The following is a 26,555-nucleotide window of genomic DNA, read 5'->3' on the forward strand; positions in this document are numbered from 1 at the left end:
CGGCGGTCGAGCTGTGCTCGTTTCCGGCTCTGTCGGCGTGATCATGATGGTTCCGCGAGGGGCTGCGGCCGGGATGGCCGAGGAAGCCGTGCTGCGCCGATGGCGTGGGCGTGAAGTCGTGGAGACTCCGCCCGCACTGCCGATGGTGCGTGGCCGGGCCCCAGCGCAAGCGCCCGGGGCAGAAGCCCTGGGCAGGGCGAACGCAGGGGGAATGGCTGTGCACCTGACTCCACATGAACAAGAGCGCCTGATGATTCATTTGGCGGCGGACGTCGCCCAGAAGCGTCGGGCTCGGGGGGTTCGGCTCAACTACCCCGAGACGGTGGCGCTGTTGACCGTGCATGTCCTCGAGGGGGCCCGGGACGGCCGCACCGTAGCGGAACTCATGTCTTCCGGACGGAAGTTATTGTCCCGTGAGGAGGTCATGGAGGGCATCCCCGAGATGATCAAAAACGTGCAGGTGGAGGCCACGTTCCCCGACGGTACGAAACTGGTCACCATCCACGACCCCTTCCCGGAGGCGGGCGAGGAGGAAGAGGGGCTGGTCCACCCAGGGAGAATCGATTACTCCGCGAAGCCGGAAGACGAATTGGTGCGCTTCAACGAGGGGCGTGAGATCACGTCCCTGACCGTCAAGAACCCGTGCGACCGTCCCGTTCAGATCGGTTCCCACTACCACTTCGCCGAGGCCAACTCCGGGCTGGAGTTCGACCGCAAGGCCGCTTGGGGCAAGCGTCTGCACGTCCCGGCCGGCAGCTCCGTACGCTTCGAGCCCAGCATCACCGAAGAAGTCGAACTCGTACCCATCGAGGGCAAGCGACTGGTCCACGGACTGCGCGAAAGGACCGACGGTCTGCCCGGAAAGATCGACGGCTCACTCGACAACACGGAGGGTCCGTTCGGTGAGGGTGGGGGCGAGTCCGATGACTGACTTCGCCGAGTGTCCTTGCTGCCCGGAGCTCCCCGAACGCTCCGACCCTCTGACCCGCGCCGCGTACGCGGACCGGTTCGGCCCGACGGTCCGCGACCGCATCCGCCTCGCCGACACGGAGCTGCGGATCGAGATCGAGGACGACTGGTCGGGCGGTCCCGGGCGCAGCGGGAACGAGATGGTCTTCGGCGGCGGCAAGGTGATCCGTGAGTCGATGGGGCAGTCCACCGCGCCGCGCGACCCGGCCGACGCCGACGGGAAGGGCGGCCCCGGTGAGTCCGATGGCGGCGATGCCGTCATGCCCCCCGACACGGTGATCACCGGTGCGGTCGTCCTGGACCACTGGGGCATCGTCAAGGCCGATGTCGCCATCCGCGACGGCCGTATCACCGCGCTCGGCAAGGCGTACAACGACGAGACCATGGACCCCCTCCACGGGGGGGCCGACAACCACAACGACGTCGGCCCGATTCCCACGGACTTCGTCATCGGCCCCGATACGGAGGTCATCGCGGGCAACGGGAAGATCCTCACTGCGGGCGGGGTCGACACGCACGTCCACTTCATCTGCCCCGAGCAGGTCGGTGAGGCGCTGTCCGCGGGCGTGACCACGCTCATCGGGGGCGGTACGGGGCCGGCGGAGGGCAGCACCGCCACCACCGTCACACCCGGTTCCTGGCATCTCGCCCGGACATTCGAGGCGCTGGACTCCTTCCCGGTCAACATCGGGCTGCTCGGCAAGGGCGCCACCATGTCGGAGAAGTCGATGTACGACCAGGTGGACGCGGGCGTCATCGGTTTCAAGATCCACGAGGACTGGGGCGCCACACCGGCGGTCATCAAGAAGTGCCTGAAGGTCTGCGAGGAGACTGGCGTCCAACTCGCGCTCCATGCCGACTCGTTGAACGAGGCGGGCTTTGTCGACGACACCATTCGGGCCATCGATGGCCGTTCCATCCATGTTTTCCATATCGAGGGCGCGGGAGGCGGCCATGCCCCCGACATGATCAAGATGGTGCATGAGGGCAATGTGCTGCCCGCCTCCACCAACCCCACCCGGCCACTGACCATCAACACGGTCAAGGAGCACTTCGACATGGTGATGGTCTGCCATCACCTCAATCCGAAGATCAAGGAGGACCTGGCCTTCGCGGACTCCCGCATCCGGCCCTCCACGATGGCCGCCGAGGACATTCTGCACGACCTCGGTGCCATCTCGATCATGTCGTCGGACGCTCAGGCCATGGGGCGCATCGGCGAGATGATCATGCGTACCTGGCAGACCGCGCACGTCATGAAGACGCGGCGGGGCCTCCTGGAGGGTGACAAGCGGCCGGAGGGTGAAGAGCCGGAGGGCGGGCGGCTGGTGGGAGCCGACAACAGGCGCGCCCGGCGGTACGTCGCGAAGTACACCATCAACCCGGCGATCGCCCAGGGAATCGACGCAGTGGTCGGGTCCGTGGAGCCCGGCAAGCTGGCCGACCTGGTGCTGTGGGAGCCGAAGTTCTTCGGGGTCAAGCCGCACCAGGTGATCAAGGGCGGGCAGATCGCGTACGCGCAGGTGGGCGACGCCAACGCGTCCATCCCGACCCCGCAGCCGGTCCTGCCCCGCGCCATGTGGGGCGCCACGGGCCTGGCGCCCCGCTCCACCTCGTTCAACTTCGTCACCCAACGGGCCATCGACAACGGGTTGCCCGAACGTCTCCCGCTGGGCAAGCAGTTCAAGGCCATCAGCAGCACACGTGACATCGGCAAGGCGGACATGAAGGAGAACAGCGCCACCCCCGATGTCCGGATCGACCCCGACACCTTCGAGGTGATCGTCGGGGGCGCAAAGGTGGAGGACGTGACGACCCGCATCGACGGCCAGATCGTCGAGCGGAACTATCCCCGTGAACTCCCCATGGCGCAGCGGTACTTCCTCTTCTGAGATCCCGAGCGGCGAGCTGTGAAGCGTGAGCTTCGACGATGAGTGACGAAAGGTGACCTGGGAAAATGAGCCGCGCCGCGCTGTTCGTCCTGGCCGACGGCCGCTTCCCCGCCGGAGGGCACGCGCACTCCGGCGGAGCCGAGCCGGCCGTGGCCGCGGGCCGTATCAAGGATGCGGACTCGCTGGAGGAATTCTGCCGGGGGCGGCTGCACACCGCGGGCCTGGTCGCGGCGGCACTGGCCGCCGCGGCCGCCGCGGGCCACGATCCGCTGGCGCTGGACGAGGCCGCCGACGCCCGTACTCCGGTGCAGGCGCTGCGGACCACTGCCCGCAAGCTGGGGCGGCAGATGATGCGGGCCGCCCGCGCGACCTGGCCGTCGGCCGAGCTGGACGCACTGGCCGCGGCCCGGCCGCGCGGCGCGCACCAGCCGGTGGTGCTGGGTCTGGCCGCGCGGTCGGCCGGGCTGGCACCGCTGGATGCCGCGTATGCGGTGGCGTACGAAACCGTCAGCGGCCCGGCCACTGCGGCGGTCCGGCTGCTGAGCCTGGACCCGTTCGACGCCACCGCCGTCCTCGCACGCCTCGCCCCCGACCTCGACCGGACCGCCGCCGGGGCGGCCGCGGCCGCCGGGCGTATCCCCGAGGAGGGGCTCGACGCCCTGCCCGCCGCCTCCGCGCCGCTGCTGGACATCACCGCGCAGCAGCACGCCGCCTGGCCGGTACGCCTCTTCGCCTCCTGACACCCACGACCACGGAACACCACGCACGACTGGAGCCCGTATGCACCTCGACCACGCAGAGACGTTCCCCGAACGCCACACCTACAGCGCTGAACCCCGGCGCCCCGACGGCACCCGGCGTGCCCTGCGGATCGGCCTGGGCGGGCCGGTCGGCTCGGGCAAGACCGCCACCGTCGCAGCCCTGTGCCGGGCGTTGCGCGACGAGCTGTCCATCGCCGTGGTCACCAACGACATCTACACGCGCGAAGACGCCGAATTCCTGCTCCGCGAGGCGGTACTGCCCGCCGAGCGGATCACCGCGGTGGAGACCGGAGCCTGCCCGCACACCGCGATCCGCGACGACATCTCCGCAAACCTCGAAGCCGTCGAGGACCTGGAGAACGCCATCGGCCCCCTCGACCTGGTTCTGGTGGAATCGGGCGGCGACAACCTCACCGCCACCTTCTCCAAGGGCCTGGTCGACGCCCAGATCTTCGTCATCGATGTGGCGGGCGGCGACGACATCCCGCGCAAGGGCGGCCCCGGCGTCACCAATTCGGACCTCCTCGTCATCAACAAGACCGACCTCGCCCCCTACGTCGGCTCCGACCTGGAGGGCATGGCGCGCGACGCCGAGGTCCAGCGCGGCCACCTCCCTGTCGCCTTCACCTCCCTCAAGACCGAGGGCGGTGCGAAGCCGGTTGCCGACTGGGTCCGCGGGCGACTCACCGACTGGACCGCAGGCCCAGCATGACCCTCGTATCCCCGTCGGCCGCGGCGGCTCCTGGGCGGACTGCAGTGGGCGTACGTGCCACCGCCCGCATCATGGCAGCCGCCGCCGACGGCACCACCACGCTGCCCGTCCTCGACGGTGACGGGCCCTTCGAACTGCGCCGTCTGCGCTCACACGGGAGCGAGGCGCGGGTGTGCGTCGTCGGCGCGATGAGTGCCCCTCTCGGCGGTGACCGGCTGCGCATCGAAGCGACCGCCCAGCAGGGCGCGGCGCTGCACATCACCTCCGCCGCCGCGACCCTCGCCCTGCGGGGCCCGACCTCCGAGCACGCCACGTACGACGTGCATCTGACGGCAGGGGAGCACGCACAGCTCCACTGGCTCCCCAAGCCGTTGATCTGCGCGGGTGGCAGCGATCTGCGCCAGACCTGGACCGTCGACCTCGCCCCCACCGCACGGCTCGTACTGCGTGAGGAACAGATCCTTGGACGCACGGGCGAATCTCCCGGCCATGTGGCGACCCGTCTCACCGTCCGACGCGGTGGGCGGACTCTGCTGGACCAACAGGCCGAGTACGGACCGGGTGCACCCGGCTGGGACGGCCCCGCCGTCCTCGCCGGCCACCGTGCGGCCGGGCAGCTCCTGATCGTCGACCCGGTCTTCGAGAAGACGCCCCTTGAAGTCCAACTGCTCGGCGGCTCCCCGGAAGACGGCCAGGCCGTGCTGACACCGCTCGCCGGTCCCGCCGCGCTGGTCACCGCCGTCGCCCCGGACGGTCTCAGCCTGCGCCACCTCCTCGACACGGCACAGGCCGCCTTCCGCCGTACCGTCCCGGGCGGACACGGGCGCGTCCGCGTTCCGTGAGGGGCGCTGAGGTGGGGCACCCCAGGTGATCGCCAGGGGTGATGACAAACTGGACGGCATGGCTTACGACGATCTTCGTTCCCTCCTCCGGGCCCTGGAGCGCGAGGGCGAGCTCAAGCGCATCAAGGCCGAGGTCGACCCGTATCTGGAGGTCGGCGAGATCGTCGACCGGGTGAACAAGGCGGGCGGGCCCGCGTTGCTCTTCGAGAACGTCAAGGGGTCCTCGATGCCCCTGGCCATGAATGTCTTCGGGACCGACAAGCGGCTGCTCAAGGCGCTCGGGCTGAAGTCGTACGCCGATATCAGCGACAAGATCGGCGGGCTGCTCAAGCCGGAGCTGCCGCACGGCTTCGTCGGGGTGCGGGAGGCATTCGGGAAGCTCGGCTCGATGGTGCATGTGCCGCCGAAGAAGGTGAAGTCCGAGAGCGCGCCCGTGCAGGAGGTCGTGTTCACCGGCGACGACGTGGATCTGGATCAGCTGCCCGCGCTCTTCACCTGGCCCGAGGACGGCGGATCCTTCTTCAACCTGGGGCTCACTCATACGAAGCACCCGGAGACGGGTGTGCGGAACCTGGGTCTGTACCGCCTCCAGCGCCACGACCGGCGGACCATCGGGATGCACTGGCAGATCCACAAGGACAGCCGCAACCACTACCAGGTCGCCGCCAAGCGCGGGGAACGGCTGCCGGTCGCGATCGCGTTCGGGGCGCCGCCCGCGGTGACGTACGCCTCCACCGCGCCGCTGCCGGGGGACATCGACGAGTACCTCTTCGCCGGGTTCATCCAGGGCAAGCGGATCGAGATGGTCGACTGCAAGACCGTGCCGTTGCAGGTCCCGGCGCAGGCGGAGGTCGTCATCGAGGGGTGGCTGGAGCCCGGGAAGATGCTTCCCGAGGGGCCGTTCGGCGACCACACCGGCTTCTACACGCCGCAGGAACCGTTTCCCGCACTGACCATCGACTGCGTGACCATGCGGAAGCGTCCGCTGCTGCAGTCGATCGTGGTGGGCCGGCCGCCGACCGAGGACGGGCCGCTGGGGCGGGCCACGGAGCGGTTCTTCCTGCCGCTCCTCAAGATCATCGTGCCGGACATCGTGGACTACCACCTGCCGGAGGCGGGCGGTTTCCACAACTGTGCGATCGTCTCGATCGACAAGAAGTACCCGAAGCACGCCCAGAAGGTGATGAGTGCCATCTGGGGTGCGCACATGATGTCGCTGACCAAGCTGATCGTCGTCGTGGACTCCGACTGCGACGTCCACGATCTGCACGAGGTGGCGTGGCGGGCGCTCGGCAATACGGACTACGCGCGTGACCTCACCGTCACCGAGGGGCCCGTCGATCATCTCGACCATGCTTCCTACCAGCAGTTCTGGGGTGGCAAGGCGGGCATCGACGCGACGAAGAAGTGGCCCGAGGAGGGTTACACCCGGGACGGGGGCTGGCCGAACATGGTCGAGTCCGACCCTCAGACGGCGGCGAAGGTCGACCGCCGGTGGAAGGAATACGGACTGTGAGTGCCGCCGAAGCAGCACTGGGCTCAGGGCCCGTACAACCGAACAGCAAGGTCAAGGCGTTTCTGCGGCTCGTGATGATCGAGCACTCGGTCTTCGCGCTGCCCTTCGCCTACATCGCCGCCCTGACCGCGATGTTCCAGGCGGACAAGTCCATCCACTGGGTCAGGCTGCTGCTCGTCACCATCGCCATGGTGGGGCTGCGGACGTTCGCGATGGCCTGCAACCGGATCATCGACCGGGAGATCGACGCCCGTAACCCGCGCACCGCGAGCCGGGAACTGGTCACCGGGGCGGTGTCCGTGAAGTCGGCGTGGACGGGGGCGCTCGTCGCTGTTGTCGTCTTCCTCGGGGCGGCGGCTCTGCTGAACCCGCTCTGTCTGGCGCTCGCGCCGGTCGCCGTCGTACCGATGGTGGTCTATCCGTACGGGAAGCGGTTCACCCACTACCCGCACGCCATCCTCGGTATCGCGCAGGCGATAGGGCCGATCGGTGCCTGGCTGGCGGTGACCGGCAGTTGGTCGTGGGACGCGGTGATCCTCGGTCTCGCCGTCGGGATCTGGATCGGTGGCTTCGACCTGATCTTCGGCTGCCAGGACGTCCAGGCGGACCGGGCGCACGGGGTGCTGTCGGTGCCGGCCCGGTTCGGGATTCCGGCCGCGCTCTGGGGTGCGCGGGTCAGCCACGTGGTGACGACCGGGCTGCTCGTCTGGTTCGGGCTGGCCACGGAGGCGGGGCTCTTCTACTGGATCGGCATGGTGATCGTCGCCGTCGCCTTCGTGTACGAGCACCGGGTGGTGCGCCCGCACGATCTGTCCCGGCTGAACCGGGCGTTCTTCTCGGTCAACGGGTTCATCGGAATAGCGCTGTTCGCGTGCGCGCTGCTGGATCTGCTGGTGCGGGGTCTGACGGTCTGAGCCGGACGGGCCCTACGGCATGAGCGATGGGGCGGGTGCCGTCGTGCTCCGGCGGCGGAAGACGAACGCCGCCGCCACGCCCGCCGCCAGTCCGAACAGGTGGCCCTGCCAGCTGACCGAGGTGTTGGCGGGGGAGATCCCCAGCAGGATCGACGACCCCCATATCGCGCCGATCACCAGCCCGGCGCCGATGTCCAGCACTCTGCGGTCCACGAAGCCGCGGACCAGCAGATAGCCGAAGAGGCCGAAGACCAGTCCGGACGCGCCCGCCGTGTTGGAGCCGGCCGGCGAGACCAGCCAGACCCCGAGACCGTCGACCACGATGATCAGCGCGGCCACGGCCGCGAACCGGCGTATGCCGCCCAGCGCGGCCAGGAAGCCGAAGATCAGCAGCGGCACGCTGTTGGAGGCGACATGGCCGAAGCCGAAGTGGATGAAGGAAGCGGGCACGACGTCCAGCAGTTCGCCGGGCCGGCGCGGCTCGATCCCGTACGTGTCCAGTGAGTGGCCACTCGACACGTCGACGACTTCGAGCATCCAGAGGAACGCCACCCAGCCCAGCATCAGCTTGGCCGCGGCCTTCGCGCGGTCGCCCGCGCTCCACGCCGGTGCAATTCGATGTGACGATGCGGCCATCGCGGCCCCCCTGCCGGTCTCCTGTGTCGCCCCTGTCTCCACCCCTCAAAACGGCTGAGGCAGCTCACTCGGTTCCGGGTTCGGGCAGCCGGATAGGCTCGGCTGTGTGGATTCCGGGACTTCAGTGAGTCAGCACCAGCGGCAGCCTTGGATTGTCGGGGTTTCAGGCGCTTCGGGCACCCCATTCGCCGCCGCCGTGCTGCGCGGTCTGCTGGCCGCGGGGGAGAGCGTCGATCTGGTGGTGAGCCGGGCGTCGCGGCTGACGCTGCTGGACGAGACCGGGATCGCGTTCCGCGACGCGCACTGGCAGGAGGATCTGCGCAGCTGGCTCGCGCGAGGGGCGGACGGGAAGCCGCACACCTTCGATGTGGACATCGAGGGTGTACGGCACTGGGCGGCCGGTGATCTCGCCGCCGGGCCGTCCTCGGGGTCGTACCCGGCGAAGGGGATGCTGATCGTCCCGGCTTCGACGGCATGTGTGGCCGGGGTGGCGCTCGGACTCTCGAAGGATCTGCTCCAGCGGGCCGCGAGTGTGACGCTCAAGGAGCGGCGGAAGCTGGTCGTCGCGGTGCGCGAGACACCGCTGAGCGGCCAGACGCTGAAGCATCTGGTGAGCCTGGACGAGGCGGGCGCCGTCGTGCTGCCCGCCTCTCCGGCGTTCTATGCGGGGGCGACGCACATCCAGGATCTGGTGGACTTCGTCGCGGGGCGGGTGCTGGACGCGGCGGGGGTGCCGCACGACCTGTACCGCCGATGGGAGGGAGAGCTCGGTGGCGGCTCTCGCGGCTCCGGAGGCTGAACCTGCGGTCAGCGCTTCTTCTTGGCGCGCGAGGTGCGGGTCTTGTCGACCCGGTGCGCGGCGGCGGGCTGGTGGGCACGCGAGCGGTTGGCCAGGTCCTGCAGCTCGCGCATTCGGGCGTAGGCCATCTCGATCGTGTACACGGTGTTCTCACTCCTGAAGATTCGAAAGCATTTTTTGGATGTTCGGAAAGATTTGCAGGCGCTGAAGCCTGCATGCCTTAGATTCTACACGTAAACTCGCGATACTGCTGAACAATGGAAGGTTTCAGTCACATGGACGCGGTGGACAGGCAGCTCATTCAGGCCCTCAGGGAGAACGGCAGGGCCTCGTACGCCGAGCTGGGGCGGCTCGTAGGGCTCTCCGGGCCCAGCGTCACCGACCGCATCAACCGGCTGGAAACCGCCGGTGTCATCACCGGCTACCGCGCCACCGTCGACGCCGCGTCCCTGGGGCTCGGGGTCACGGCCCTGATCGGTATCTCGCTCTCCGACGCCGCCGATCACGAGGACGTGGCGCGCCGGCTGAAGGACCTCGCGGAGATCGAGGACGCCTGGTTCATCGCGGGCGACGACTCGTACATGCTCAAGGTGCGGGTCGGTGACGTGGACGGCCTGGAGAAGACCATCCGCCGGCTCAGCGGTACGAAGGGTGTCTCGCGCACGCGCACCACCATCGTGCTCTCCACCAAGTGGGAGAACCGGGTCGGGGGACTTCCCGAGGAGGCGTAGGCGTAACGTGGTGGAGCCCCCGGGTGACCGGGGGTTTCGCCCGGTATCACCGGGAAAGGCACAGCGCGTCGACAACTGGGAGGCAGCCGCATGGACGTTGGGCTCAAGCGCGAGCTGGAGGAGAAGGTCCGCGCAGGGGAGCGGCTGACCCGCGAGGACGGCATCGCCCTCTACGAGTCGGACGACCTGGCCTGGCTCGGTGGCCTCGCGCACGAGGTGCGTACGCGCAAGAACGGCGACGTCGTGCACTTCAACGTCAACCGGCACCTCAACATGACCAATGTGTGCACCGCGTCGTGCGCTTACTGCTCGTTCCAGCGCAAGCCGGGCGAGAAGGACGCGTACACCATGCGCATCGAGGAAGCCGTCCGGCTGGCGAAGGCGATGGAGGGCGAGAACCTCACCGAGCTGCACATCGTCAACGGGCTGCACCCCACCCTGCCGTGGCGTTACTACCCGCGCTCGCTCAGTGCGCTGAAGGAGGCCCTGCCGCAGGTCTCCCTCAAGGCGTTCACCGCCACCGAGATCCACCACTTCGAGACCATCTCCGGGCTCTCCGCCTCCGAAATCCTCGACGAGCTGATCGAGGCCGGTCTGGAGTCGCTGACCGGTGGCGGCGCGGAGATCTTCGACTGGGAGGTCCGCCAGCACATCGTGGACCACAACACCCACTGGGAAGACTGGTCGCGCATCCACCGTCTCGCCCACGAGAAGGGCCTGAAGACCCCGGCGACGATGCTGTACGGGCACATCGAGGAGCCACGTCACCGCGTCGACCATGTGCTGCGGCTGCGCGAGCTGCAGGACGAGACCGGCGGCTTCCAGGTCTTCATCCCGCTGCGCTACCAGCACGACTTCGTGGACATGAAGGACGGCAAGGTCCGCAACAAGCTCCAGGCGCGGACGACGATGGCGACCGGCGCCGAGGCGCTGAAGACCTTCGCGGTCTCGCGGCTCCTCTTCGACAACGTCCCGCACGTCAAGGTCTTCTGGGTGATGCACGGTGTGCAGACCGCCCAGCTCGCGCTGCAGCACGGCGCGGACGACATGGACGGCTCGGTCGTCGAGTACAAGATCACGCACGATGCGGACAACTACGGCACGCCGAACAAGCTCGGCCGCGAGGACCTGCTGGACCTGATCCGTGACGCGGGCTTCCGGCCCGTCGAGCGCAACACGCGGTACGAGATCATCCGCGAGTACCCGGGCCCGGACGCCGGGCGGCGCGAGTCGCCGCAGCCGATGCGCGTCTGACCCGTTCGACCTGCCGCGTCGTCAGTAGTTCGGATGTTATGAGAGCCCCGGCCGCCGGCCGGGGCTTTCTCGCGTACCGGACAAGGCTTGAGGTGATGGATCGGTAATAGTTAATCTGCGCCTATGGCGCTTACTTTTGAGCTGGATCCCAAGTTCGACCGCACCCTGCGGGACGGCATCGCCGAGCTGTGGACCGATGTCTCCAACGCGGGCGGTGCGGTCGGCTTCGTACCGCCCGTCACGGCCGACGACGTCCGGCCCGAACTGGTCAAGCACCTGGTCGCCATGGCCGAGGGGCGGACCCGGCTGCTGGTCGGTTACGACGAGGAGGGCGCCGTCGCGGCCACGGCCTTCCTGGCGTTCAACACGCACCGGCTGATGACCCACTGGCTCTGGCTCTACACGGTGATGGTCCACCCGCGCCACCAGGGCAAGGGTTACGGGCGCGACCTGATGGACGCCGCGGCACAGGCCGCGCGCGGGATGGAGGGGATGGAGGCGATCCGGCTCACCTGCCGCGGCGGCACCGGTGTGGACCGGTTCTACGCCTCGTGCGGGTACAAGGAGGTCGGGCGGGTGCCCGACGCGATACGGGTGGCTGACGGCGACGACCGCGACGACATCATCATGCTGCTGCCGCTCGGCTGAGGGCCTCGGCCCCGATCCGCCGACAGGCACGCGGCCCCGTCGGACCCCTTTTGGTGCAACCCTCCGAAGTGATCGATTCCGGGGCATGCTTCACTGGACGGGCAGGATCGCAGGACTGTCGTACGTAGAGAGAGGGGCCAACTGTGTCCGCTGCCAAGCCGAGCGCGACGATTCGGTACACCGCGATGCGCCTCAGCATCTTCGTCGGCTGCTTCGCCGTCGCAGCCGCGGCCGTCCACTTCGGTCTGCTTCCCTCGGGGGCGGGTGGCTCCAATTTCATCTGGGTGATCCTGCTCGCTCTGGTCCTGTCCGCGCCGCTCAGCTACGTGCTGCTGCGCAAGCAGCGTGACGAGATGTCCGCGCAGATCGTGTCCACGGTCGACCGCACGAAGGCGCGGCTCGAAGCGAACCGGACCCGCGAGGACCACGTCACCCAGTGACGACCCGGTGAGGATGACGTAAGGGCTACGTAAGGTTCCTCACACCCCGCACAGTTTCCGTATGAAACCCCGGTGCCGGAGCGAGCGCTCCTGTACTGGGGTTTCGTCGTTCCCGCGCGTGTGCCGGACGCTCCGGGCCGTGTTCTCACCCAAAGAAGACCTTTGAGGTTCTCAAAGTTCAAGTGTTAACGTGTTCGGCATGAAGACAGCAGTGCGCCATCGATTCGCCGCGAGCGTCCCGCTCGTGGAGCGCCTGCACGTCGATCTATGCCGCTGTATGTCCGCGGTCTGTTGCCGCAACGTCTGAACCGGCACCATGCAGCGGCGCCGCCCCCTGACGCGGGCGCCGCACCCCCGTCCCCCCGCACGACGTCCCCGTGCGCCCCGATGCGTCACATCTGGAGTGTGTCCGTGTCCGCGAATCCCGCGTCCGCCGCCGCGACCGACAGCCCGTCCGGCTCCGGCTCCGGTTTCCGTATACCCAAGGTCCCGTTCTGGGCCCAGATAGTCGCCGGTCTCGTCCTCGGCGTCGCACTCGGGTGGCTTGCCCGTACATACGACATCAACTGGCTCTACAGCACGCTCGACAAGGTCGGCCACATCTTCGTCCAGCTGCTGAAGCTGGCCGTCGCGCCGCTCGTCTTCTTCGCGATCCTGGTGTCGATCACCAACCTGCGCAAGGTCAACAACGCCGCCCGGCTGGCCACCCGTACCCTGCTCTGGTTCATGATCACCTCGCTGATCGCGGTCGCCATCGGCCTCGCGATCGGCCTGATCACCAACCCGGGTTTCGGTACGGGACTCACCCCGAAGGACGGCAAGCTGCCGGAGCACGCGGGCTCCTGGCTCGACTTCCTCACCGGCATCATCCCGGACAACGTGATCACGCCGTTCACCGAGCTGAACGTGCTCCAGATCGTCTTCATGGCGGCCGTCGCCGGTATCGCAGCTCTCCAGCTCGGTGAGAAGGCCCAGCCGATCCTCACCCTCAGCGAGTCCGTCCTGGAGCTGCTCCAGAAGGCCCTGTGGTGGGTCATCCGCCTCGCCCCCATCGGCACCATCGGCCTCATCGGCTACGCGATCGCCGACTACGGCTGGGACCTGATCGGCAAGTACGCGACGTTCACCGCCGACGTCTACATCGGCTGCGCCCTGGTGCTGTTCGGTGTGTACCCGCTGCTGCTCGTCACCGTCGCCAAGCTCAGCCCGCTGCAGTTCTTCAAGGGCGCCTGGCCGGCGATCCAGCTGGCCTTCGTCTCCCGCTCCTCGGTCGGCACGATGCCGGTCACCCAGAAGGTCACCGAGCGCCTCGGCGTCCCGAAGGAGTACGCCTCCTTCTCGGTCCCGTTCGGTGCGACCACCAAGATGGACGGCTGCGCCGCGATCTATCCGGCGCTGGCGGCGATCTTCATCGCGCAGATCTTCGACGTCCAGCTGGGTGTCGGTGACTACGTCCTGATCGCGTTCGTCTCGGTGATCGGTTCCGCGGCCACCGCCGGTCTCACCGGTGCGACGGTCATGCTGACCCTCACACTGTCGACGCTGGGCCTCCCCCTGGAGGGCGTCGGTCTGCTCATGGCCATCGACCCGATCCTGGACATGATGCGTACGGCTACCAACGTTGCTGGTCAAGTTGTAACTCCGTTGATTGTGGCTTCGCGGGAGAAGATCCTCGACCGCGACAGGTACAACGCGGCGACGTCCTCCCCCGTGGACGAGCCGCAGGCTGTGCTCGCCGCCGCCTGACGTCCTCAGGCTCGTACGGAACGTGCCCCGCACCCGCGATTTGGGTGTGGGGCACGTTCCGTTGGTGGGTGTGCTGCTCGTGCGCCGATGATCTGGGTTCGGGCCTCGGAGCCGCGGTGCCCGGAATTCTGTGGCTGGTCACCGGCCTGCGCACCGGAGATGTGGGCTTCACTGCCGAGGTGCACGACTATGCCCCTGTCGTGGACCCGGTGTGGGAGGACGTCCAGCGACGGCTGCCTTGCCGACCGGGCCAAGTCGGTCAGCTCGAAGAACCCTCGTCCATCGCGCCGACCGGCCTGACCTTGATCGACGTGACCTCGGGAGGCTTGCGCCGCCCGCGGCCGACGCTGAACACGTCAACGTGGTCGATCACCGTCGCCACGATGGCCCGGCGGCGCTCAAGGCTCTCGACGCCATCGTCCATCCAGATCGTCAGTGGGTCGGTCTCGGCGCGGGATCGACGGATGACCGTCGCGGCCTCGCGCGTACGCAGAGTCTGGAGTTCTTCACGGAGGTGAGCCAAGGAGTCGAAGTAGTCCTCATCCCCCATCTGTCCGTCCTTCCAACGGCTCCGAAGCGCACGGATACGCGTCTCCAACAGGCTGATTTCGCCCGTGAGTTCCTCGGCCGGCACTTCCTCCCGCTGGGGCATCCGTGCCTTGAGGGCCACTTCGACCACCTCGTTGAGCCGCTCCTCGATCCACACGTACTTGCGGCTGACCTTCCCGCAGCCAAGGCGGCCGTCCTTGCCCCTCTGGCCAGAGTGACAGAACGTCCGCCGGAACGTCCGCCCTTGGATGGTCGCCCACTGGACGCGCAGGGCGGACCCGCAATTCCCGCATCGCAGGAATCCGGAGTACAAGTGCTTCCTCTTGCCTGAGCCCTGCGCCGCCGGTGCGGCTCGACCGTCAAGCAGGGTCTGGACGTTCTCCCACTGCTCCCGAGTCAGCGGGGCGCCGTAGATGCTGTCCCCGATGTCCTGGCCCTTGTAGGTGATGATTCCGCCGGTCCGCTCGGAGCGGTACACGCGCTTCACGGACTGGATCGTCCAAGCGCCACCCTGCGGGGTCGTAGTTCCTTCGGAATTCCAGCAGCGAGACACGTCACCAGGCGTCTTCGGGCTTCGATCCATCAGCATCCGATAGCCCTCGCGGATGAGCTCGGCCTCGGCTTCGTCCAGCTCCTGGAAGTGTGAACCCGTTTTGAAGCCGAACTGCCTCTTCCCGCCCGCGTGCGGTTTCCCCTGCTCCCTGCGCTGCAGAAGCGAGTTGTTGACCCGCTCCGACATGCGCTCGGTCTCCTGCTGAGCCACGGCACCCTTGATCGTCAGGATCATGCGTCCGTTGGCGGTCGATGTGTCTTCGCCCTCGGTCGTGGCGAATGCGAAACCGTGCTCCTTCTGCTCCTCCAGGAAGCTGGTCAGTTCGCCGATCCGGCGCGTCAGGCGGTCGATGGAGTAGACGACGATGCCGTCGATGAGGCCGTCGCGGGCGTCGCGGAGCATCTCCGTGTACTGGGAGCGGCGGCGCTTGCTCGTGGTCGACGCCGAGACGTCGTTCTCGGGGTAGAGCTTGAGGACGCCCCACCCCATGCGCTCGCACAGCTCCCTGCATGCCTTCTCTTGGCGCTGAATGCCCAGCTCCTGGCCCTTGCGGTCCTTGCTGATCCGGACGTAGATCCCTACACGCTTCGGCTTGGCCATGTCCCACCCCTGGTCACGGACGACGTACCTGCGCTCTGACCAACGTGCATACACACAATCCGGTTACGGACGTGGAAGGTCAGGCGCTGGTCCCGTGATCGTCTGGGCCCGCGAGAAGATCCTCGAGCTCGATGCGCACAATTCGGCCTCGGCCTCCCCGGTCGACGACGAGGTGCGCGACGCGGAGCCGGTGAGCGTCCCGGTCGCCGTGTAACGGCCACAGCTTCCGCCGGGCTCCGGCCGGCACCTCAGGGAGCGGTGCCCGAGGCGACGAAGACGGGGAGGGCGAGTTGTGGGCGGTGATCGAGCCGCTGTTGCCCAAGGTCAAGCGTCGGACCCGGCATCCAGGACGCAAGCGGCATCCGGACCGGCTGGTGTTCCAGGGCATCCTGTTCGTGCTGCACACCGGGATCGCCTGGGAACACCTGCCGCAGGAACTCGGCTTCGGGTCGGGCATGACCTGTTGGCGCCGCCTGGCCGAATGGACCGAGGCCCGGGTGTGGCCGCGGCTCCACGAGGTCCTTCTCGCCAAGCTCCGCGGCGCGAACGCCCTGGACTTCTCCCGGGCGGCGGTCGACGGCTCCCACATTCGGGCGCTAAAACGGGCCCCAAGACGGGACGAAGCCCCGCTGACCGGGGCAGGGCGGGCAGCAAGCACCACCTGATCACCGATGCCACCGGCATCCCGCTCGCCGCCACCCTGACGGGCGGCAACCGCAACGACGTCACCCAGCTCATCCACTCCTCCAGGCCGTGCCGCCGGTGCGGGGCAAGCGGGGCCGGCCCCGTTGCCGCCCGGACGTGGTGCTCGGTGACCGCGGCTACGGCCATGACAAATACCGCCGTCGCGTCTGGGGCCTCGGCGTGAAGCCGCTGATCGCCCGCCGCGGCACCGAGCACGGCTCCGGCCTCGGCGAGCAACGCTGCGTTGTGGAGCGCGCGTTCGCCCATCTGCACTGGTTCCGTCGACTGCGGACCCGCTGGGAGATTCGCGACGACATCCACGAAGCCTTCTTCACCCTCGGATGCGCACTCATCTGCTGTCGGCGACCGCGTGCTCTGGCGAGCGACCCCGTGAGCTAGTCAGCCGCCGCCAGTCGGTTGAGAACTTCCATCGGGGTGAAGCTCCAGCCGACGAGGCGCGGCCCGCTCCAGTTGATGCCGATCATGAATCCCTCTCGGGCGGCATCAGGCAGATCGCGATCGCGCCAGGCATCCAGGGACATGGATTCAACCCGTAGCCCATGCCCCCAGATCTTCGCCGCCCTCTGGGCGCGGGCCGAGGTCGACCAGAAGGGAAGACTTCGCGTGCCGTCCGCGGAAAGGGAAGTTGGGCTTCCGTCGCCATCCCGGACAAGCCAGACCACTCGGCTCTGGCGGACGTCTCGGAAGAATGCTGCCGCTTGCGAACCACTCTGACTCATGACCACCGAGCCTAACGTTCCCCGCCACTCATTTCGTTAGGTGTTCTAACTAAGGCGGTCGTGGGCGAGGCGAGCAGGACGGCCAGGGTGATCGCCGTGGCCGTGGCCCGGCTGCGAAGGCTGATCATGGTGAGGACGCTACGGATCCGACTGTGCGGGAACATCGCGCGCAGGGGGAACCGCTGTCCCACCACAGGGTGATCCCGGCCCCCGGGAGACATGACTTTCGGCGGGGGCACAACCTGCCACTCGGCGCTGCGAAAGCCCTCTCCGTACGACGGGCAAGGGGCCTGCGCCGTACTCTTGCCGAGGAGCAGGGCAGCGGGGGCGGGAGGAAGTCGGACGTGGGTGCTGTGAAGAGCAAACGGATGCCGCGTGCCGTGCGCGAGCAGCAGATGATGGACGCCGCGGTACGGACGTTCGGGCAGCGCGGATACCGGGCCGCTTCGATGGACGAGATCGCGGAGCTGGCCGGGGTGTCCAAGCCGCTGGTCTATCTGTATCTGAATTCCAAGGAGGAGCTCTTCACCGCCTGCATCCAGCGCGAGGCGAAAGCGCTGGTCGCAGCGGTGCAGTCGGGGGTGGAGCCGGAGCTTCCGGCGGATCGGCAACTGTGGGCGGGGCTGCGGGCATTCTTCACGCACACCGCGGAGAACCCGGACGGCTGGGCGGTACTGCACCGGCAGGCGCGTACGCACGGGGAGCCGTTCGCCACCGAGGTCATGGTGATGCGCGACGAGATCGTTGCGTTCGTGACGGGTCTGATCGGTGCGGCGGCCCGTGAGGCCCACCACGATCCGGCACTGCCGGACCGCGATGTGGCGGGTCTGGCGCAGGCCCTCGTGGGGGCCGCGGAGTCGCTCGCCGGCTGGGCCAACGACACCCCGGGCGTCTCGGCGAAGGAAGCCGCGGCCACGCTGATGAACTTCGCCTGGGCGGGTCTGGGGAACCTCATGCACGGTCGCCCGTGGCTGCCGCCGAGCCAGTCCACCGGTCAGAGGTAGCATCGGCCGGTCACGAATCCGCTCCTCCACCGTCCCGCGTCGTCGACCCCGTGAGGTGGACCCGTCCGCCGCCGCGGAGCTGGAAGGCGGAGCCCGATCCGTCCGCCGCGTACGTCACCGTCGCCGGGAGCAGGACCGGTGCCTCGAAGTCGGCGCGTACGGAACGGATCCGGCCCGGATCGTCGGCCTCGGCCAGGCAGCGGGCGACCGTCCACATGCCGTGCGCGATGGCCCTCGGGAAGCCGAACAGCCGGGCTGTCAGCGGGTACAGATGGATGGGGTTCCGGTCACCGGACGCCGCACCGTAGCGACGTCCCAGATCGCCGGGGAGCCGCCACTCGGCGACGGCGGGGAGTTCGGTGGCAGGGGCTGCGCCGACGGCGCTGGGAGCAACAGCGGTCGTGGTCGGGTGGCGGGACAGATAGCCGCTGCGCGAATCCCAGACCAGCTCACCGCCCGAACGGGCCTCCGTCACCATGCTGACCTCGGTGCCACGGCGATGCGGCGTCAACGCGTCCGCATACACGGTCAGTTCGAGCGGATCCCTGACGGGTGCAGCCCGGTGCCGGGTGATCTCGATCCAGGTGTGGACCAGCCCGACGACCGGCAGCGGGAAGTTCCGCCCGGTCATCAGCCGCATCGCGAGGGGGAAGCCCAGCACATGGGGGTACGTCAGCGGCAGCGGGCCCGACTCGGGGAAGCCGCAGATTCTGCTGTACGCGGCGAGGGCGCCGGGGGTGACGCGGACGTTTCCGGCCGTCAGCCGGTCGGCGGTGAGCGTGGCACCGGACCGGCCGGCGCGTTTGAACGGGGACGTGAGCGCGCCCCGTACGAGTGATGCCGTCAGGGTCCGGGAAGGGGCGGCAGCCGTCATCGGACGTCACGCACCCAGCAGGCTCTGGCCGCAGACCCGCACGATCTGACCGTTGACGGCCGTCGACGCGGGCTGGGCGAACCAGGCGGTCGTCTCGGCGACATCGACCGGGAGGCCGCCCTGCGAGAGGGAGTTCATCCGGCGGCCCGCCTCCCGGATGAAGAGGGGGACGGCCGCGGTCATCTTCGTCTCGATGAAGCCGGGGGCCACCGCGTTGACCGTGACACCGTGGTCGGCGGCGGCGCGCGGAGCCAGCGAACGGACCAGGCCGATGATGCCCGCCTTGCTCGCCGCGTAGTTCGTCTGGCCGTTGTTGCCCGCGATACCGGCGATGGACGCGGTGGCGACGATCCGGCCCCCGCGGTTGACGGTGCCCGCCTGGAGCAGGGCGTCCGTGGTGCGCAGCACACTGCCGAGGTTGACGTCGATGACCGAGTCCCAGCGGTCGGCCGGCATGTTGGCGAGCCGACGGTCGCGGGTGATGCCCGCGTTGTGGACGAGGACGTCGAGACCGCCGGGGGCCGCGGCGGCGATCCGTTCCGCGGCATCCGCCGCGGTGATGTCCAGCGGCAGCGCGGTGACGCCGAGCCGGTCGGCGGTACGGGTCAGCTCGTCCTTTGCCTGCGGGATGTCGAGGCAGATGACCTGGGCGCCGTCCCGGGCCAGCACCGAGGCGACCGAGGCGCCGATGCCGCGCGCCGCACCGGTGACCAGCGCGGTGCGCCCGGCAAGCGGTGCCGCCCAGTCGGCGACGGGATCGGGGGCGGCCGCGGTCAGCTCGATCACCTGACCACTGATGTACGCGGACCGGGGTGAGAGCAGGAAGCGGAGGGTGGACCCGGCCGAGGTGACGGCATCCGGCGCGATACGGAGCAACTGTACGGTGGCACCCCTGCCGATCTCCTTGCCCAGTGAGCGTACAAACCCTTCGAGGGCCTGCTGGGCTGCGGCCTGATGATGGTCGTCGGCCGACGGCCGCACCCCCACCACCACGATGCGCCCGCCCGGCGCCAGTGAGCGGACCACCGGGTGCAGGGCCGCATGGACATCACCGAGCCCGCCGGGGGTGCCAACGGCCGTCGCATCCACCACCATCCCCGCAGGACGTTCGGCGCGCCCGGTGACTTCGAGTCCGGTCGCCGCGAGAAGTGCGCCGAGCTCCTGTGTGACAGCGGAGTCCCCGGCGGTGAGGTGCAGCAGCGGCCCGTCCAGCGACCGGGTCTCCAACGACCAGCGGCGCAACGGGGTGGGCTGCGGCAGGCCGAGCCTCCGGGTCAGGAAACGGCCGGGTGCTGTGCCGGTGAAGTGTAGATAGCGGTCGGCCATTGTCCAGACTCCCTGCGCGGTCGTAGATTTACTCCAGAGTAAGGTTACTCAAGAGTCAGGAGCTGGTCGAGATGATCCCCCTCGCACTCCCGCAGCCCCGCAGGGTCGCGGTCATCGGCGGCAGCCGCATTCCGTTCGCGCGCTCCGACGGCCCTTACGCGCAGGCCTCCAACCAGCAGCTGCTCACCGCTGCGCTGGGCGGACTGGTCGAGCGGTTCGGACTTCAGGGGCAGCGGGTCGGCGAGTTCGTCGCGGGCGCGGTCCTCAAGCACAGCCGCGACTTCGATCTGGCCCGCGAGACCGTACTCGGTTCGGCACTCGACCCGCGCACGCCCGCGTACGACATCCAGCAGGCCTGCGGTACGGGCCTCCAGGCCGTCATCGCCGCCGCCGGCAAAATCATGCTCGGTGCGATCGACTCGGCAATCGCGGGCGGGACGGACACCACGAGCGACGCTCCCCTCGGCGTCAACGACGAGCTGCGCAAACTGCTGCTCACCGCCCGACGGGCAAAATCAGCAGGAGCCAGGATCAAGGCACTTGCGGGGGTACGTCCCCGGCACCTCGTCCCGGACATCCCGCGCAACGCCGAACCCCGCACCGGCCTCTCGATGGGCGACCACGCGGCGATCACCGCCCGCCGCTGGGGCGTTACCCGCGAGGACCAGGACCTCCTCGCGGCCACCAGCCACCAGCGCCTCGCGGCCGCGTACGAACGCGGCTTCCTGGACGACCTCGTCGTCCCGTTCCGGGGCCTGACCCGCGACCAGAACCTGCGCCCGGGCTCCACGGTCGAGAAACTCGCCACACTGAAGCCGGTGTTCGGCGCCGACCACCCCGACGCGACGATGACCGCGGGCAACTCCACCCCGCTCACGGACGGCGCCGCGACCGTACTGCTGGCGAGCGAGGGCTGGGCCCGGGCCCACGACCTGGAACCGCTCGCCTACCTCTCGCTCCATGAGACCGCCGCCGTCGACTACGTGAACGGCGACGACGGCCTCCTGATGGCCCCCGCGTACGCCGTACCGCGCATGCTGGAACGCGCCGGGCTCACCATCGAGGACTTCGACCTGTTCGAGATCCACGAGGCCTTCGCCTCCCAAGTGCTGGCCACCCTCGCGGCCTGGGAGAAACAGGGCCTCGCCCCCGTCGACCGGGACAAGCTCAACATCACCGGCTCATCACTCGCCACCGGCCACCCGTTCGCCGCAACGGGCGCCAGAATCGTCGCCACCCTCGCCCAACTCCTCGCCGAACGCGACGCCCCGTCCCGGGGCCTGATCTCGATCTGCGCAGCCGGCGGCCAGGGCGTCACGGCCATTCTCGAACGCCCGTGACGCACCGAACCGGAGAGGCGCCAAAATCCGGCCCGTCCGGCGATTGAGGACGAACCGGCCGCCGGACGGACCCGGCGCCCCGCCCGACCCCACGTTGAGGAGCCGCACATGTCCACGCCACCCGCCACCGCCACCCCCACCCTCGTCGAGCCGACCAAGGTCAGAGCCGCCGACGGCTCGGTGCAACAGGTCTCCGTTCCCCCCGCCGCACCGCCCGTCCGCCGCGGCTCCCTCGCCGAGATCCCGTTCGACAACGCGCGCGAGGCCCCCGCCGACGCCGTCCTCAGCCGCAAGCAGCCGGACGGCAGCTGGCAGGACGTGACGGCGGCGGAGTTCGCCGACGAGGTGCTCGCAGTCGCCAAGGGCCTCATCGCGGAGGGCCTCGGTGCCGGCGACCGGATCGCGATCATGGCGCGTACGACCTACGAATGGACGCTGCTCGACTTCGCCGCCTGGGCCGCCGGACTCGTCACCGTCCCCATCTACCCGACCTCCTCCGCCTTCCAGGCCCGCTGGATCCTCCAGGACTCCGGTGCCGTCGCCTGCGCCGTCGAGACCGCGGACCAGGGCCGGCTGATAAGCCAGGAACGCAAGCAGCTTGGCGACCTCACCCACCTGTGGCAGTTCGACACGGGCGCGCTCGGCCGGCTGAAGAGCCTTGGCCGGAACGTCCCCGACGATGCCGTCACCGCCCGCCGCGCCACGCTGGAACCCGTAACCCCCGCCACCCTTATCTACACCTCGGGCACCACCGGCCGCCCCAAGGGCTGCGTCCTCACCCACGGCAACTTCTTCGCCGAGGTCGACAACGCGATCGAACTCCTCCACCCGGTCTTCAAGTCGGTCAGCGAATACCCCGCGTCCACGCTCCTCTTCCTCCCCCTCTCCCATGTCTTCGGACGCATGGTCGCGATCGGCTGTCTGCGGGCCCGGGTCCGCCTCGGCCACGCCCCGTCCATCCGGACCGAGGACCTTCTGGCCGACCTGGCCGGGTTCAGGCCGTCGTTCCTGCTGGCCATCCCGTACGTACTGGAGAAGGTCTACAACACCGGCCGCGCCACGGCCGAGAAGATGGGCCGCGCCTCGTCGTTCGACCGCGCCGCGAGGATCGCCCGGCGATACGGACAGGCCGTCGAGGCCGCCGAACACGGCACCGGCCCCGGCCCCGGCCCGGTCCTGAGGGCGGCCCGCGCCCTGTACGACCCGCTGGTCTACCGCCGCATCCGGGCCGCACTCGGCGGACACGTCCGGTACGCGATCTGCGGCGGCTCCCCGCTGGGCCGCCGGCTCACCTCGTTCTACGCGGGCGCCGGCATCGAGATCTACGAGGGCTACGGCCTGACGGAGACCACCGCGGCCGCCACCGTCACCCCACCGCTCAAACCACGCCTCGGCACCGTCGGCTGGCCGCTGCCGGGCACCGCCGTACGGATCGCGGACGACGGCGAGGTGCTGCTCAGCGGCGGCCAGGTGTTCCAGGGCTACTGGGACGCCGAACTCGGCGAGGCCGTGCCCGTACAGGAGGGCGGCTGGTTCGCCACCGGCGACCTCGGCGCGCTGGACGAGGACGGCTACCTCACGATCACCGGCCGCAAGAAGGACATCATCATCACCTCCGGCGGCAAGAACGTCACCCCGGCACCACTGGAGGACTGGCTGCGCGCCCACCCGCTGGTCAGCCAGTGCATGGTGGTCGGCGAAAACCGGTCGTTCGTCACCGCCCTGATCACCCTGGAGCCGGACGGGCTCGCCCACTGGCGGCAGATGAAGAAGAAGCAGGACGTGCCGATCCGCGAACTGGTGGCGGACGAGGAGCTGCGCAGCGCACTCCAGCGCGCGGTCGACGAGGCCAACCGTCTGGTCTCGCGTGCCGAATCGATCCGCAAGTTCGCTGTGCTGCCGGGGGACTTCACGGAGGAGAGCGGGCACCTGACGCCGTCGCTGAAGCTGAAACGGGATGTGATCGCACGGGACTTCGAGAAGGAGATCGAGGCGTTGTACCGGAAGTGACCGCCCAAGCGGCGGCACATCGTCACCGAGGCCGGACCTGTTCCGCGCCTCTCCCGGTTTCCCCTCAGCCGTCCCGCGCGCCTGTCATGCGGTCTTCGGGCGGGCAAAGGTGGCGGGTGCCGACCGGCGGGAGCGTGCGGCGACAAGGTCGGCCGCGAACTTACGGTTGTTGATGGTCTGTTCGCGGTAGTCGGCCGGCAGGTCGGGCAGGGCGAGGAGGCGATCGCAGGAAGCCAGCGATCCGCGCGCGTCGCCGGTCCAGTAGGAGGTGATGGAGTGCTCGAAGAGCAGGCCCCAGCTGTAGATCCAGGGCTCCATGAACAGCCAGTCCTCGGGGATGGGGCGATTGAGACCGGCGACGGCGACTGCGTTGGCCGCTTGATAGCGTCCCATCTTCCGTAGTCGGCAGGTCAGTTCGTAGCAGGCCTCCAACCGCTTCGGCCGGCTCTCCCATGCGCGGGTGAGAGCGTCCATGCCGCCGGGCCAGTCACCGGAGTCGGCCTTGAGTACTCCCACTTGCAGCAGGGCGTAGTACACCTCCTCGTCCCATCCGCCCATGCCGGCCCGACGTTCGTACGCCGCGATCGCTTCTCGGGTCTCACCCATGTCGCGGAGAGTCTGCGCGAGGTAGAAGACCGTGCGGGGATTGTCCGGGTTGCGCTTGAGGTCTTCGCGCAGCAGGCGGGCGTCCCGGGTGAACTTGTCCCCGCGCGAGCCGCCGTCGGCGAAATGCTCGATGCTGAGGGCCGAGAGATCGGCGACGGTGTGCTGCTGGGCGGTGGTCAGAAATTCGTGGGTCGCACCCTCGTAGCGCCATGGGATGTCCCCCTTGACCAGCCGGGGGATGCGGTATTCGAGGGCACCGAGATGGCGCAACATGTAGGAGTCGGCGCTCAGTTCGGACAGTTCGGACAGTGAGCCCTCCCGTCGGACGGCCATGTCGGCGTCGATGAGCAGGAGATAGTCGGCCTTGCCGCGTGCGCGCTGGATGTTCAGGGTGCGGTTGTGGCCGAAGTTGGCCCAGAGGTCCTCGTGGAGTTCTCCCGGAATCCCCTTCATCGTGGCGCGGATCAGTTCCTGTGTTCCGTCACTGGAGCCGGTGTCGGAGATGACCCATGTGTCCACCAGGTCGCGTACGGAGTTCAGGCATCGCTCGATGACCTTCGCCTCGTCCTTGACAATCATGCAGAGGCAGATCGACGGCTTGCGGAGCAGGGCGGGCGGCCGTTCTTCGGTAGGACGGTCGATCAGATTTGTCATATACATCTCCCGATCTGACTTCTATGGAGTAACGCTCCACGGCGAATTGGTGCGGTGTAAGGGATCGGCTGATCCGATCACCGAGGAAAGCGACGCTAGTGCGCCGGAATCCAGTGGCTGCGACGCGACACGGAATTCTCGGGGTGCGTGGCCGACCGGCCGGAATGGTCAACGGGCGTAACCAATATGTGAATAGGGGCAGATGGCCGAGGCTCTACTCACTCACAAGGGGAGCTGTCAGCACTCAGACGGTAGATCACCGGCGTGGCGCATATGCCCTTGCCCTGTTGCGGCTGTCACAGTCACGGCTCCGATCCACGCAGACCCGGTAAGGAATCCGAAGATGCACAAATCGAGAAGCTGGGACATCCTGTCCCGTTCAACCCTGGGTGCTATGTCGTTGGGTGTGACCCTGACGCTGTGCCCCATGGACATCGCTCACGGAGCGCCGAACCCCACGGGTTCGCAGGCTGCCAACCGAGTGATGGCCAGCCGGGTGGCGGCCAGCGTGTCCGGGACGGTCACCTCCCAGACCTCTCAGAACATCCGTAGCGGTCCCACCACCCAGTCGCAGATCGTGGGCAGCGTGCCGTCCGGCGGCGTGGTTTCCATCGCCTGCCAGGTGGTCGGCCAGAACGTCGGCGGGAACTCACTCTGGTACCTGCTGTCCAACGGCAGCGGCTGGATGACCGCCCGCTTCATCTCGACGCAGACCACCGTGCCGTTCTGTGACGACTTCCCGGGCGTGGGCGACACCGGCCCGACGGGACCCATGGGTCCGACGGGTCCGGCGGGTTCCAACGGTGCGACCGGGCCTGCTGGTCCGACGGGTGCGACGGGTCTGCCGGGTACTAACGGTGCCACGGGTGCCACGGGTGCCACGGGTCCGGCGGGTTCCAATGGTGCTAACGGTGCCACCGGTTCGACTGGGCCTGCTGGTCCGACGGGTGCGACGGGTCTGCCGGGTACTAACGGTGCCACGGGTGCCACGGGTCCGGCGGGTTCCAATGGTGCTAACGGTGCCACCGGCGCGACTGGGCCTGCTGGTCCGACGGGTGCGACGGGTCTGCAGGGTGTCACCGGTGCCACGGGTGCGTCGGGTGCTGTTGGTGCTCACGGTCCGACCGGTGCGACCGGTCCGACGGGTGCGACGGGTCTGCAGGGCGCCACCGGTGCCACGGGTGCGACGGGTGCCAATGGCGCTAACGGTGCCAATGGCACCAATGGTGCCACCGGTGCGACTGGGCCTGCTGGTCCGACGGGTGCGACGGGTCTGCAGGGCGCCACCGGTGCCACGGGTGCGACGGGTGCCAATGGCGCTAACGGTGCCAATGGCGCCAATGGTGCCACCGGCGCTACTGGGCCTGCTGGTCCGACGGGTGCGACGGGTCTGCAGGGCCTCACCGGTGCTACCGGTGCGTCCGGTGCTAACGGTGCCACGGGTGCCACCGGTCCCATTGGGCCTGTCGGTCCGACGGGTGCGACGGGTGCGACGGGTCTGCAGGGCCTAATCGGTCCGACGGGTGCGACGGGTCTGCAGGGCCTCACCGGTCCGACGGGTGCGTCCGGCACCAATGGTGCTGATGGTGCGACTGGTCCTGCCGGTCCGACGGGTGCGACGGGTCTGCAGGGCCTCACCGGTGCGACGGGTGCGTCCGGTACCAATGGTGCTGATGGTGCGACTGGTCCTGCCGGTCCGACGGGTGCGACGGGTCTGCAGGGCCTCACCGGTGCGACGGGTGCGTCCGGTACCAA

At 68.7% G+C, this 26,555-nt stretch carries 24 protein-coding genes and 4 pseudogenes; 20 read left to right on the forward strand and 8 right to left on the reverse strand.

The features are described 5' to 3' along the window. The first annotated feature begins 211 nt into the window (after positions 1-211). The 7 genes from ACZ7IB_RS11015 to mqnP all read left to right on the forward strand — a co-directional run bounded on the left by ACZ7IB_RS11015 (position 212) and on the right by mqnP (position 7,606). A complete protein-coding gene (locus ACZ7IB_RS11015) occupies positions 212-931 on the forward strand; it encodes an urease subunit gamma (protein WP_470911845.1) in 720 nt (239 codons plus the stop codon). Next, positions 924-2,861, forward strand: a complete 1,938-nt coding sequence (locus ACZ7IB_RS11020) for an urease subunit alpha (protein ID WP_470911380.1) — start codon at positions 924-926, stop codon at positions 2,859-2,861. Before ACZ7IB_RS11015 ends, ACZ7IB_RS11020 begins: the two co-directional genes overlap by 8 nt. A 65-nt stretch (positions 2,862-2,926) precedes the next feature. After that, a complete protein-coding gene (locus ACZ7IB_RS11025; RefSeq protein WP_470911383.1) occupies positions 2,927-3,601 on the forward strand; it encodes an urease accessory protein UreF in 675 nt (224 codons plus the stop codon). Positions 3,602-3,641: 40 nt separating this feature from the next. Beyond that, a complete protein-coding gene (ureG, locus tag ACZ7IB_RS11030) occupies positions 3,642-4,334 on the forward strand; it encodes an urease accessory protein UreG (RefSeq protein ID WP_470911385.1) in 693 nt (230 codons plus the stop codon). Continuing rightward, positions 4,331-5,176, forward strand: a complete 846-nt coding sequence (locus ACZ7IB_RS11035) for an urease accessory protein UreD (protein ID WP_470911387.1) — start codon at positions 4,331-4,333, stop codon at positions 5,174-5,176. The genes ureG and ACZ7IB_RS11035 overlap by 4 nt, the downstream gene beginning before the upstream one ends. A gap of 58 nt (positions 5,177-5,234) precedes the next feature. Continuing rightward, positions 5,235-6,692 (forward strand): menaquinone biosynthesis decarboxylase, encoded by a 1,458-nt coding sequence (locus ACZ7IB_RS11040; protein WP_470911390.1) that lies wholly within the window; start codon positions 5,235-5,237, stop codon positions 6,690-6,692. Then, positions 6,689-7,606 carry a menaquinone biosynthesis prenyltransferase MqnP gene (mqnP, locus tag ACZ7IB_RS11045; RefSeq protein ID WP_470911393.1) on the forward strand — a complete coding sequence of 306 codons (918 nt, stop codon included), beginning with the start codon at positions 6,689-6,691 and terminating at the stop codon, positions 7,604-7,606. The genes ACZ7IB_RS11040 and mqnP overlap by 4 nt, the downstream gene beginning before the upstream one ends. A gap of 12 nt (positions 7,607-7,618) precedes the next feature. Here mqnP and ACZ7IB_RS11050 read toward each other — a convergent pair whose 3' ends face one another. Next, the gene (locus tag ACZ7IB_RS11050) at positions 7,619-8,242 is read right to left on the reverse strand and encodes a rhomboid family intramembrane serine protease (RefSeq protein WP_470911395.1); all 624 of its coding nucleotides are present in this window, start codon (positions 8,240-8,242) and stop codon (positions 7,619-7,621) included. A 124-nt stretch (positions 8,243-8,366) separates the two neighbouring features. On the opposite strand from ACZ7IB_RS11050, the gene ACZ7IB_RS11055 reads away from it, so the two are divergent. Further along, positions 8,367-9,041 carry a UbiX family flavin prenyltransferase gene (locus tag ACZ7IB_RS11055; RefSeq protein WP_470911398.1) on the forward strand — a complete coding sequence of 225 codons (675 nt, stop codon included), beginning with the start codon at positions 8,367-8,369 and terminating at the stop codon, positions 9,039-9,041. Between the two features lie 8 nt (positions 9,042-9,049). Here the strand turns inward: ACZ7IB_RS11055 and ACZ7IB_RS11060 are convergent, their stop codons facing one another. Continuing rightward, positions 9,050-9,184 carry a hypothetical protein gene (locus tag ACZ7IB_RS11060; protein ID WP_327274611.1) on the reverse strand — a complete coding sequence of 45 codons (135 nt, stop codon included), beginning with the start codon at positions 9,182-9,184 and terminating at the stop codon, positions 9,050-9,052. A gap of 132 nt (positions 9,185-9,316) precedes the next feature. Here ACZ7IB_RS11060 and ACZ7IB_RS11065 point away from each other — a divergent pair, with 132 nt between their 5' ends. The 5 genes from ACZ7IB_RS11065 (at position 9,317) to ACZ7IB_RS11085 (ending at position 13,860) form a co-directional block, all read left to right on the forward strand. Beyond that, on the forward strand, positions 9,317-9,772 hold the full coding sequence (locus ACZ7IB_RS11065; protein ID WP_470911400.1) for an Lrp/AsnC family transcriptional regulator: 456 nt from the start codon (positions 9,317-9,319) through the stop codon (positions 9,770-9,772). A gap of 90 nt (positions 9,773-9,862) precedes the next feature. Continuing rightward, positions 9,863-11,026, forward strand: coding sequence for an aminofutalosine synthase MqnE (mqnE, locus tag ACZ7IB_RS11070; protein ID WP_327274613.1), 1,164 nt, complete (start codon positions 9,863-9,865; stop codon positions 11,024-11,026). A gap of 123 nt (positions 11,027-11,149) precedes the next feature. Further along, positions 11,150-11,674, forward strand: a complete 525-nt coding sequence (locus tag ACZ7IB_RS11075; RefSeq protein ID WP_470911402.1) for a GNAT family N-acetyltransferase — start codon at positions 11,150-11,152, stop codon at positions 11,672-11,674. A 185-nt stretch (positions 11,675-11,859) separates the two neighbouring features. Beyond that, positions 11,860-12,114 (forward strand): DUF4229 domain-containing protein, encoded by a 255-nt coding sequence (locus ACZ7IB_RS11080; RefSeq protein ID WP_470911847.1) that lies wholly within the window; start codon positions 11,860-11,862, stop codon positions 12,112-12,114. A 411-nt stretch (positions 12,115-12,525) separates the two neighbouring features. Continuing rightward, complete coding sequence (locus ACZ7IB_RS11085; RefSeq protein WP_470911404.1) at positions 12,526-13,860, forward strand: dicarboxylate/amino acid:cation symporter; 1,335 nt, start codon at positions 12,526-12,528, stop codon at positions 13,858-13,860. A gap of 259 nt (positions 13,861-14,119) precedes the next feature. On the opposite strand, the gene ACZ7IB_RS11090 is transcribed toward ACZ7IB_RS11085, so the two are convergent. Further along, entirely contained in the window at positions 14,120-15,562 is a 1,443-nt protein-coding gene (locus ACZ7IB_RS11090; protein ID WP_470911406.1) for a recombinase family protein, read from the reverse strand. 65 nt (positions 15,563-15,627) lie between these two features. Here ACZ7IB_RS11090 and ACZ7IB_RS11095 point away from each other — a divergent pair. The 3 genes and pseudogenes from ACZ7IB_RS11095 to ACZ7IB_RS11105 all read left to right on the forward strand — a co-directional run. Continuing rightward, positions 15,628-15,776: pseudogene (locus tag ACZ7IB_RS11095) on the forward strand (dicarboxylate/amino acid:cation symporter); the annotation flags it as partial. Between the two features lie 85 nt (positions 15,777-15,861). After that, positions 15,862-16,227 carry a transposase gene (locus ACZ7IB_RS11100; protein ID WP_470911849.1) on the forward strand — a complete coding sequence of 122 codons (366 nt, stop codon included), beginning with the start codon at positions 15,862-15,864 and terminating at the stop codon, positions 16,225-16,227. After that, positions 16,227-16,645: pseudogene (locus ACZ7IB_RS11105) on the forward strand (transposase). The gene ACZ7IB_RS11100 and the pseudogene ACZ7IB_RS11105 overlap by 1 nt, the downstream one beginning before the upstream one ends. On the opposite strand, the gene ACZ7IB_RS11110 reads toward ACZ7IB_RS11105, so the two are convergent. Continuing rightward, entirely contained in the window at positions 16,642-16,986 is a 345-nt protein-coding gene (locus ACZ7IB_RS11110) for a DUF2750 domain-containing protein (RefSeq protein ID WP_470911408.1), read from the reverse strand. The pseudogene ACZ7IB_RS11105 and the gene ACZ7IB_RS11110 overlap by 4 nt on opposite strands. Before the next feature lie 368 nt (positions 16,987-17,354). Here ACZ7IB_RS11110 and ACZ7IB_RS11115 point away from each other — a divergent pair, with 368 nt between their 5' ends. Then, a complete protein-coding gene (locus ACZ7IB_RS11115; protein WP_470911851.1) occupies positions 17,355-17,990 on the forward strand; it encodes a TetR/AcrR family transcriptional regulator in 636 nt (211 codons plus the stop codon). A 10-nt stretch (positions 17,991-18,000) separates the two neighbouring features. Here the strand turns inward: ACZ7IB_RS11115 and ACZ7IB_RS11120 are convergent, their stop codons facing one another. Further along, complete coding sequence (locus ACZ7IB_RS11120) at positions 18,001-18,864, reverse strand: MaoC/PaaZ C-terminal domain-containing protein (protein ID WP_470911410.1); 864 nt, start codon at positions 18,862-18,864, stop codon at positions 18,001-18,003. Positions 18,865-18,870: 6 nt separating this feature from the next. Continuing rightward, positions 18,871-20,190 (reverse strand): 3-oxoacyl-ACP reductase, encoded by a 1,320-nt coding sequence (locus ACZ7IB_RS11125; protein ID WP_470911412.1) that lies wholly within the window; start codon positions 20,188-20,190, stop codon positions 18,871-18,873. 71 nt (positions 20,191-20,261) lie between these two features. Here ACZ7IB_RS11125 and ACZ7IB_RS11130 point away from each other — a divergent pair, with 71 nt between their 5' ends. Together ACZ7IB_RS11130 and ACZ7IB_RS11135 are read left to right on the forward strand one after the other, a co-directional pair. Continuing rightward, positions 20,262-21,530, forward strand: a complete 1,269-nt coding sequence (locus ACZ7IB_RS11130) for an acetyl-CoA C-acetyltransferase (RefSeq protein WP_470911414.1) — start codon at positions 20,262-20,264, stop codon at positions 21,528-21,530. Between the two features lie 108 nt (positions 21,531-21,638). Next, a complete protein-coding gene (locus ACZ7IB_RS11135; RefSeq protein WP_470911416.1) occupies positions 21,639-23,540 on the forward strand; it encodes an AMP-dependent synthetase/ligase in 1,902 nt (633 codons plus the stop codon). Positions 23,541-23,624: 84 nt separating this feature from the next. Here ACZ7IB_RS11135 and ACZ7IB_RS11140 read toward each other — a convergent pair whose 3' ends face one another. Further along, on the reverse strand, positions 23,625-24,800 hold the full coding sequence (locus ACZ7IB_RS11140) for a glycosyltransferase (protein ID WP_470911419.1): 1,176 nt from the start codon (positions 24,798-24,800) through the stop codon (positions 23,625-23,627). Between the two features lie 484 nt (positions 24,801-25,284). Here ACZ7IB_RS11140 and ACZ7IB_RS11145 point away from each other — a divergent pair. Next, a pseudogene (locus ACZ7IB_RS11145) lies at positions 25,285-25,446 on the forward strand (SH3 domain-containing protein); the annotation flags it as partial. A gap of 861 nt (positions 25,447-26,307) precedes the next feature. On the opposite strand, the pseudogene ACZ7IB_RS11150 reads toward ACZ7IB_RS11145, so the two are convergent. Further along, positions 26,308-26,555: pseudogene (locus tag ACZ7IB_RS11150) on the reverse strand (hypothetical protein); the annotation flags it as partial.

The sequence above is a fragment of the Streptomyces sp. NPDC037301 genome (assembly GCF_055602785.1).

Excerpts from the sequence above, each read along its gene's own strand:
- ACZ7IB_RS11090 (WP_470911406.1), bottom strand. The coding sequence starts at position 15,562 with ATGGCCAAGCCGAAGCGTGTAGGGATCTACGTCCGGATCAGCAAGGAC.
- ACZ7IB_RS11125 (WP_470911412.1), bottom strand. The coding sequence starts at position 20,190 with ATGGCCGACCGCTATCTACACTTCACCGGCACAGCACCCGGCCGTTTC.
- ACZ7IB_RS11130 (WP_470911414.1), top strand. The coding sequence starts at position 20,262 with ATGATCCCCCTCGCACTCCCGCAGCCCCGCAGGGTCGCGGTCATCGGC.
- ACZ7IB_RS11110 (WP_470911408.1), bottom strand. The coding sequence starts at position 16,986 with ATGAGTCAGAGTGGTTCGCAAGCGGCAGCATTCTTCCGAGACGTCCGC.
- ureG (WP_470911385.1), top strand. The coding sequence starts at position 3,642 with ATGCACCTCGACCACGCAGAGACGTTCCCCGAACGCCACACCTACAGC.
- ACZ7IB_RS11025 (WP_470911383.1), top strand. The coding sequence starts at position 2,927 with ATGAGCCGCGCCGCGCTGTTCGTCCTGGCCGACGGCCGCTTCCCCGCC.
- ACZ7IB_RS11080 (WP_470911847.1), top strand. The coding sequence starts at position 11,860 with ATGCGCCTCAGCATCTTCGTCGGCTGCTTCGCCGTCGCAGCCGCGGCC.
- ACZ7IB_RS11115 (WP_470911851.1), top strand. The coding sequence starts at position 17,355 with ATGCCGCGTGCCGTGCGCGAGCAGCAGATGATGGACGCCGCGGTACGG.
- ACZ7IB_RS11075 (WP_470911402.1), top strand. The coding sequence starts at position 11,150 with ATGGCGCTTACTTTTGAGCTGGATCCCAAGTTCGACCGCACCCTGCGG.
- ACZ7IB_RS11015 (WP_470911845.1), top strand. The coding sequence starts at position 212 with ATGGCTGTGCACCTGACTCCACATGAACAAGAGCGCCTGATGATTCAT.
- mqnE (WP_327274613.1), top strand. The coding sequence starts at position 9,863 with ATGGACGTTGGGCTCAAGCGCGAGCTGGAGGAGAAGGTCCGCGCAGGG.
- ACZ7IB_RS11020 (WP_470911380.1), top strand. The coding sequence starts at position 924 with ATGACTGACTTCGCCGAGTGTCCTTGCTGCCCGGAGCTCCCCGAACGC.
- ACZ7IB_RS11050 (WP_470911395.1), bottom strand. The coding sequence starts at position 8,242 with ATGGCCGCATCGTCACATCGAATTGCACCGGCGTGGAGCGCGGGCGAC.
- ACZ7IB_RS11035 (WP_470911387.1), top strand. The coding sequence starts at position 4,331 with ATGACCCTCGTATCCCCGTCGGCCGCGGCGGCTCCTGGGCGGACTGCA.
- ACZ7IB_RS11065 (WP_470911400.1), top strand. The coding sequence starts at position 9,317 with ATGGACGCGGTGGACAGGCAGCTCATTCAGGCCCTCAGGGAGAACGGC.
- ACZ7IB_RS11120 (WP_470911410.1), bottom strand. The coding sequence starts at position 18,864 with ATGACGGCTGCCGCCCCTTCCCGGACCCTGACGGCATCACTCGTACGG.
- ACZ7IB_RS11140 (WP_470911419.1), bottom strand. The coding sequence starts at position 24,800 with ATGACAAATCTGATCGACCGTCCTACCGAAGAACGGCCGCCCGCCCTG.
- ACZ7IB_RS11135 (WP_470911416.1), top strand. The coding sequence starts at position 21,639 with ATGTCCACGCCACCCGCCACCGCCACCCCCACCCTCGTCGAGCCGACC.
- ACZ7IB_RS11040 (WP_470911390.1), top strand. The coding sequence starts at position 5,235 with ATGGCTTACGACGATCTTCGTTCCCTCCTCCGGGCCCTGGAGCGCGAG.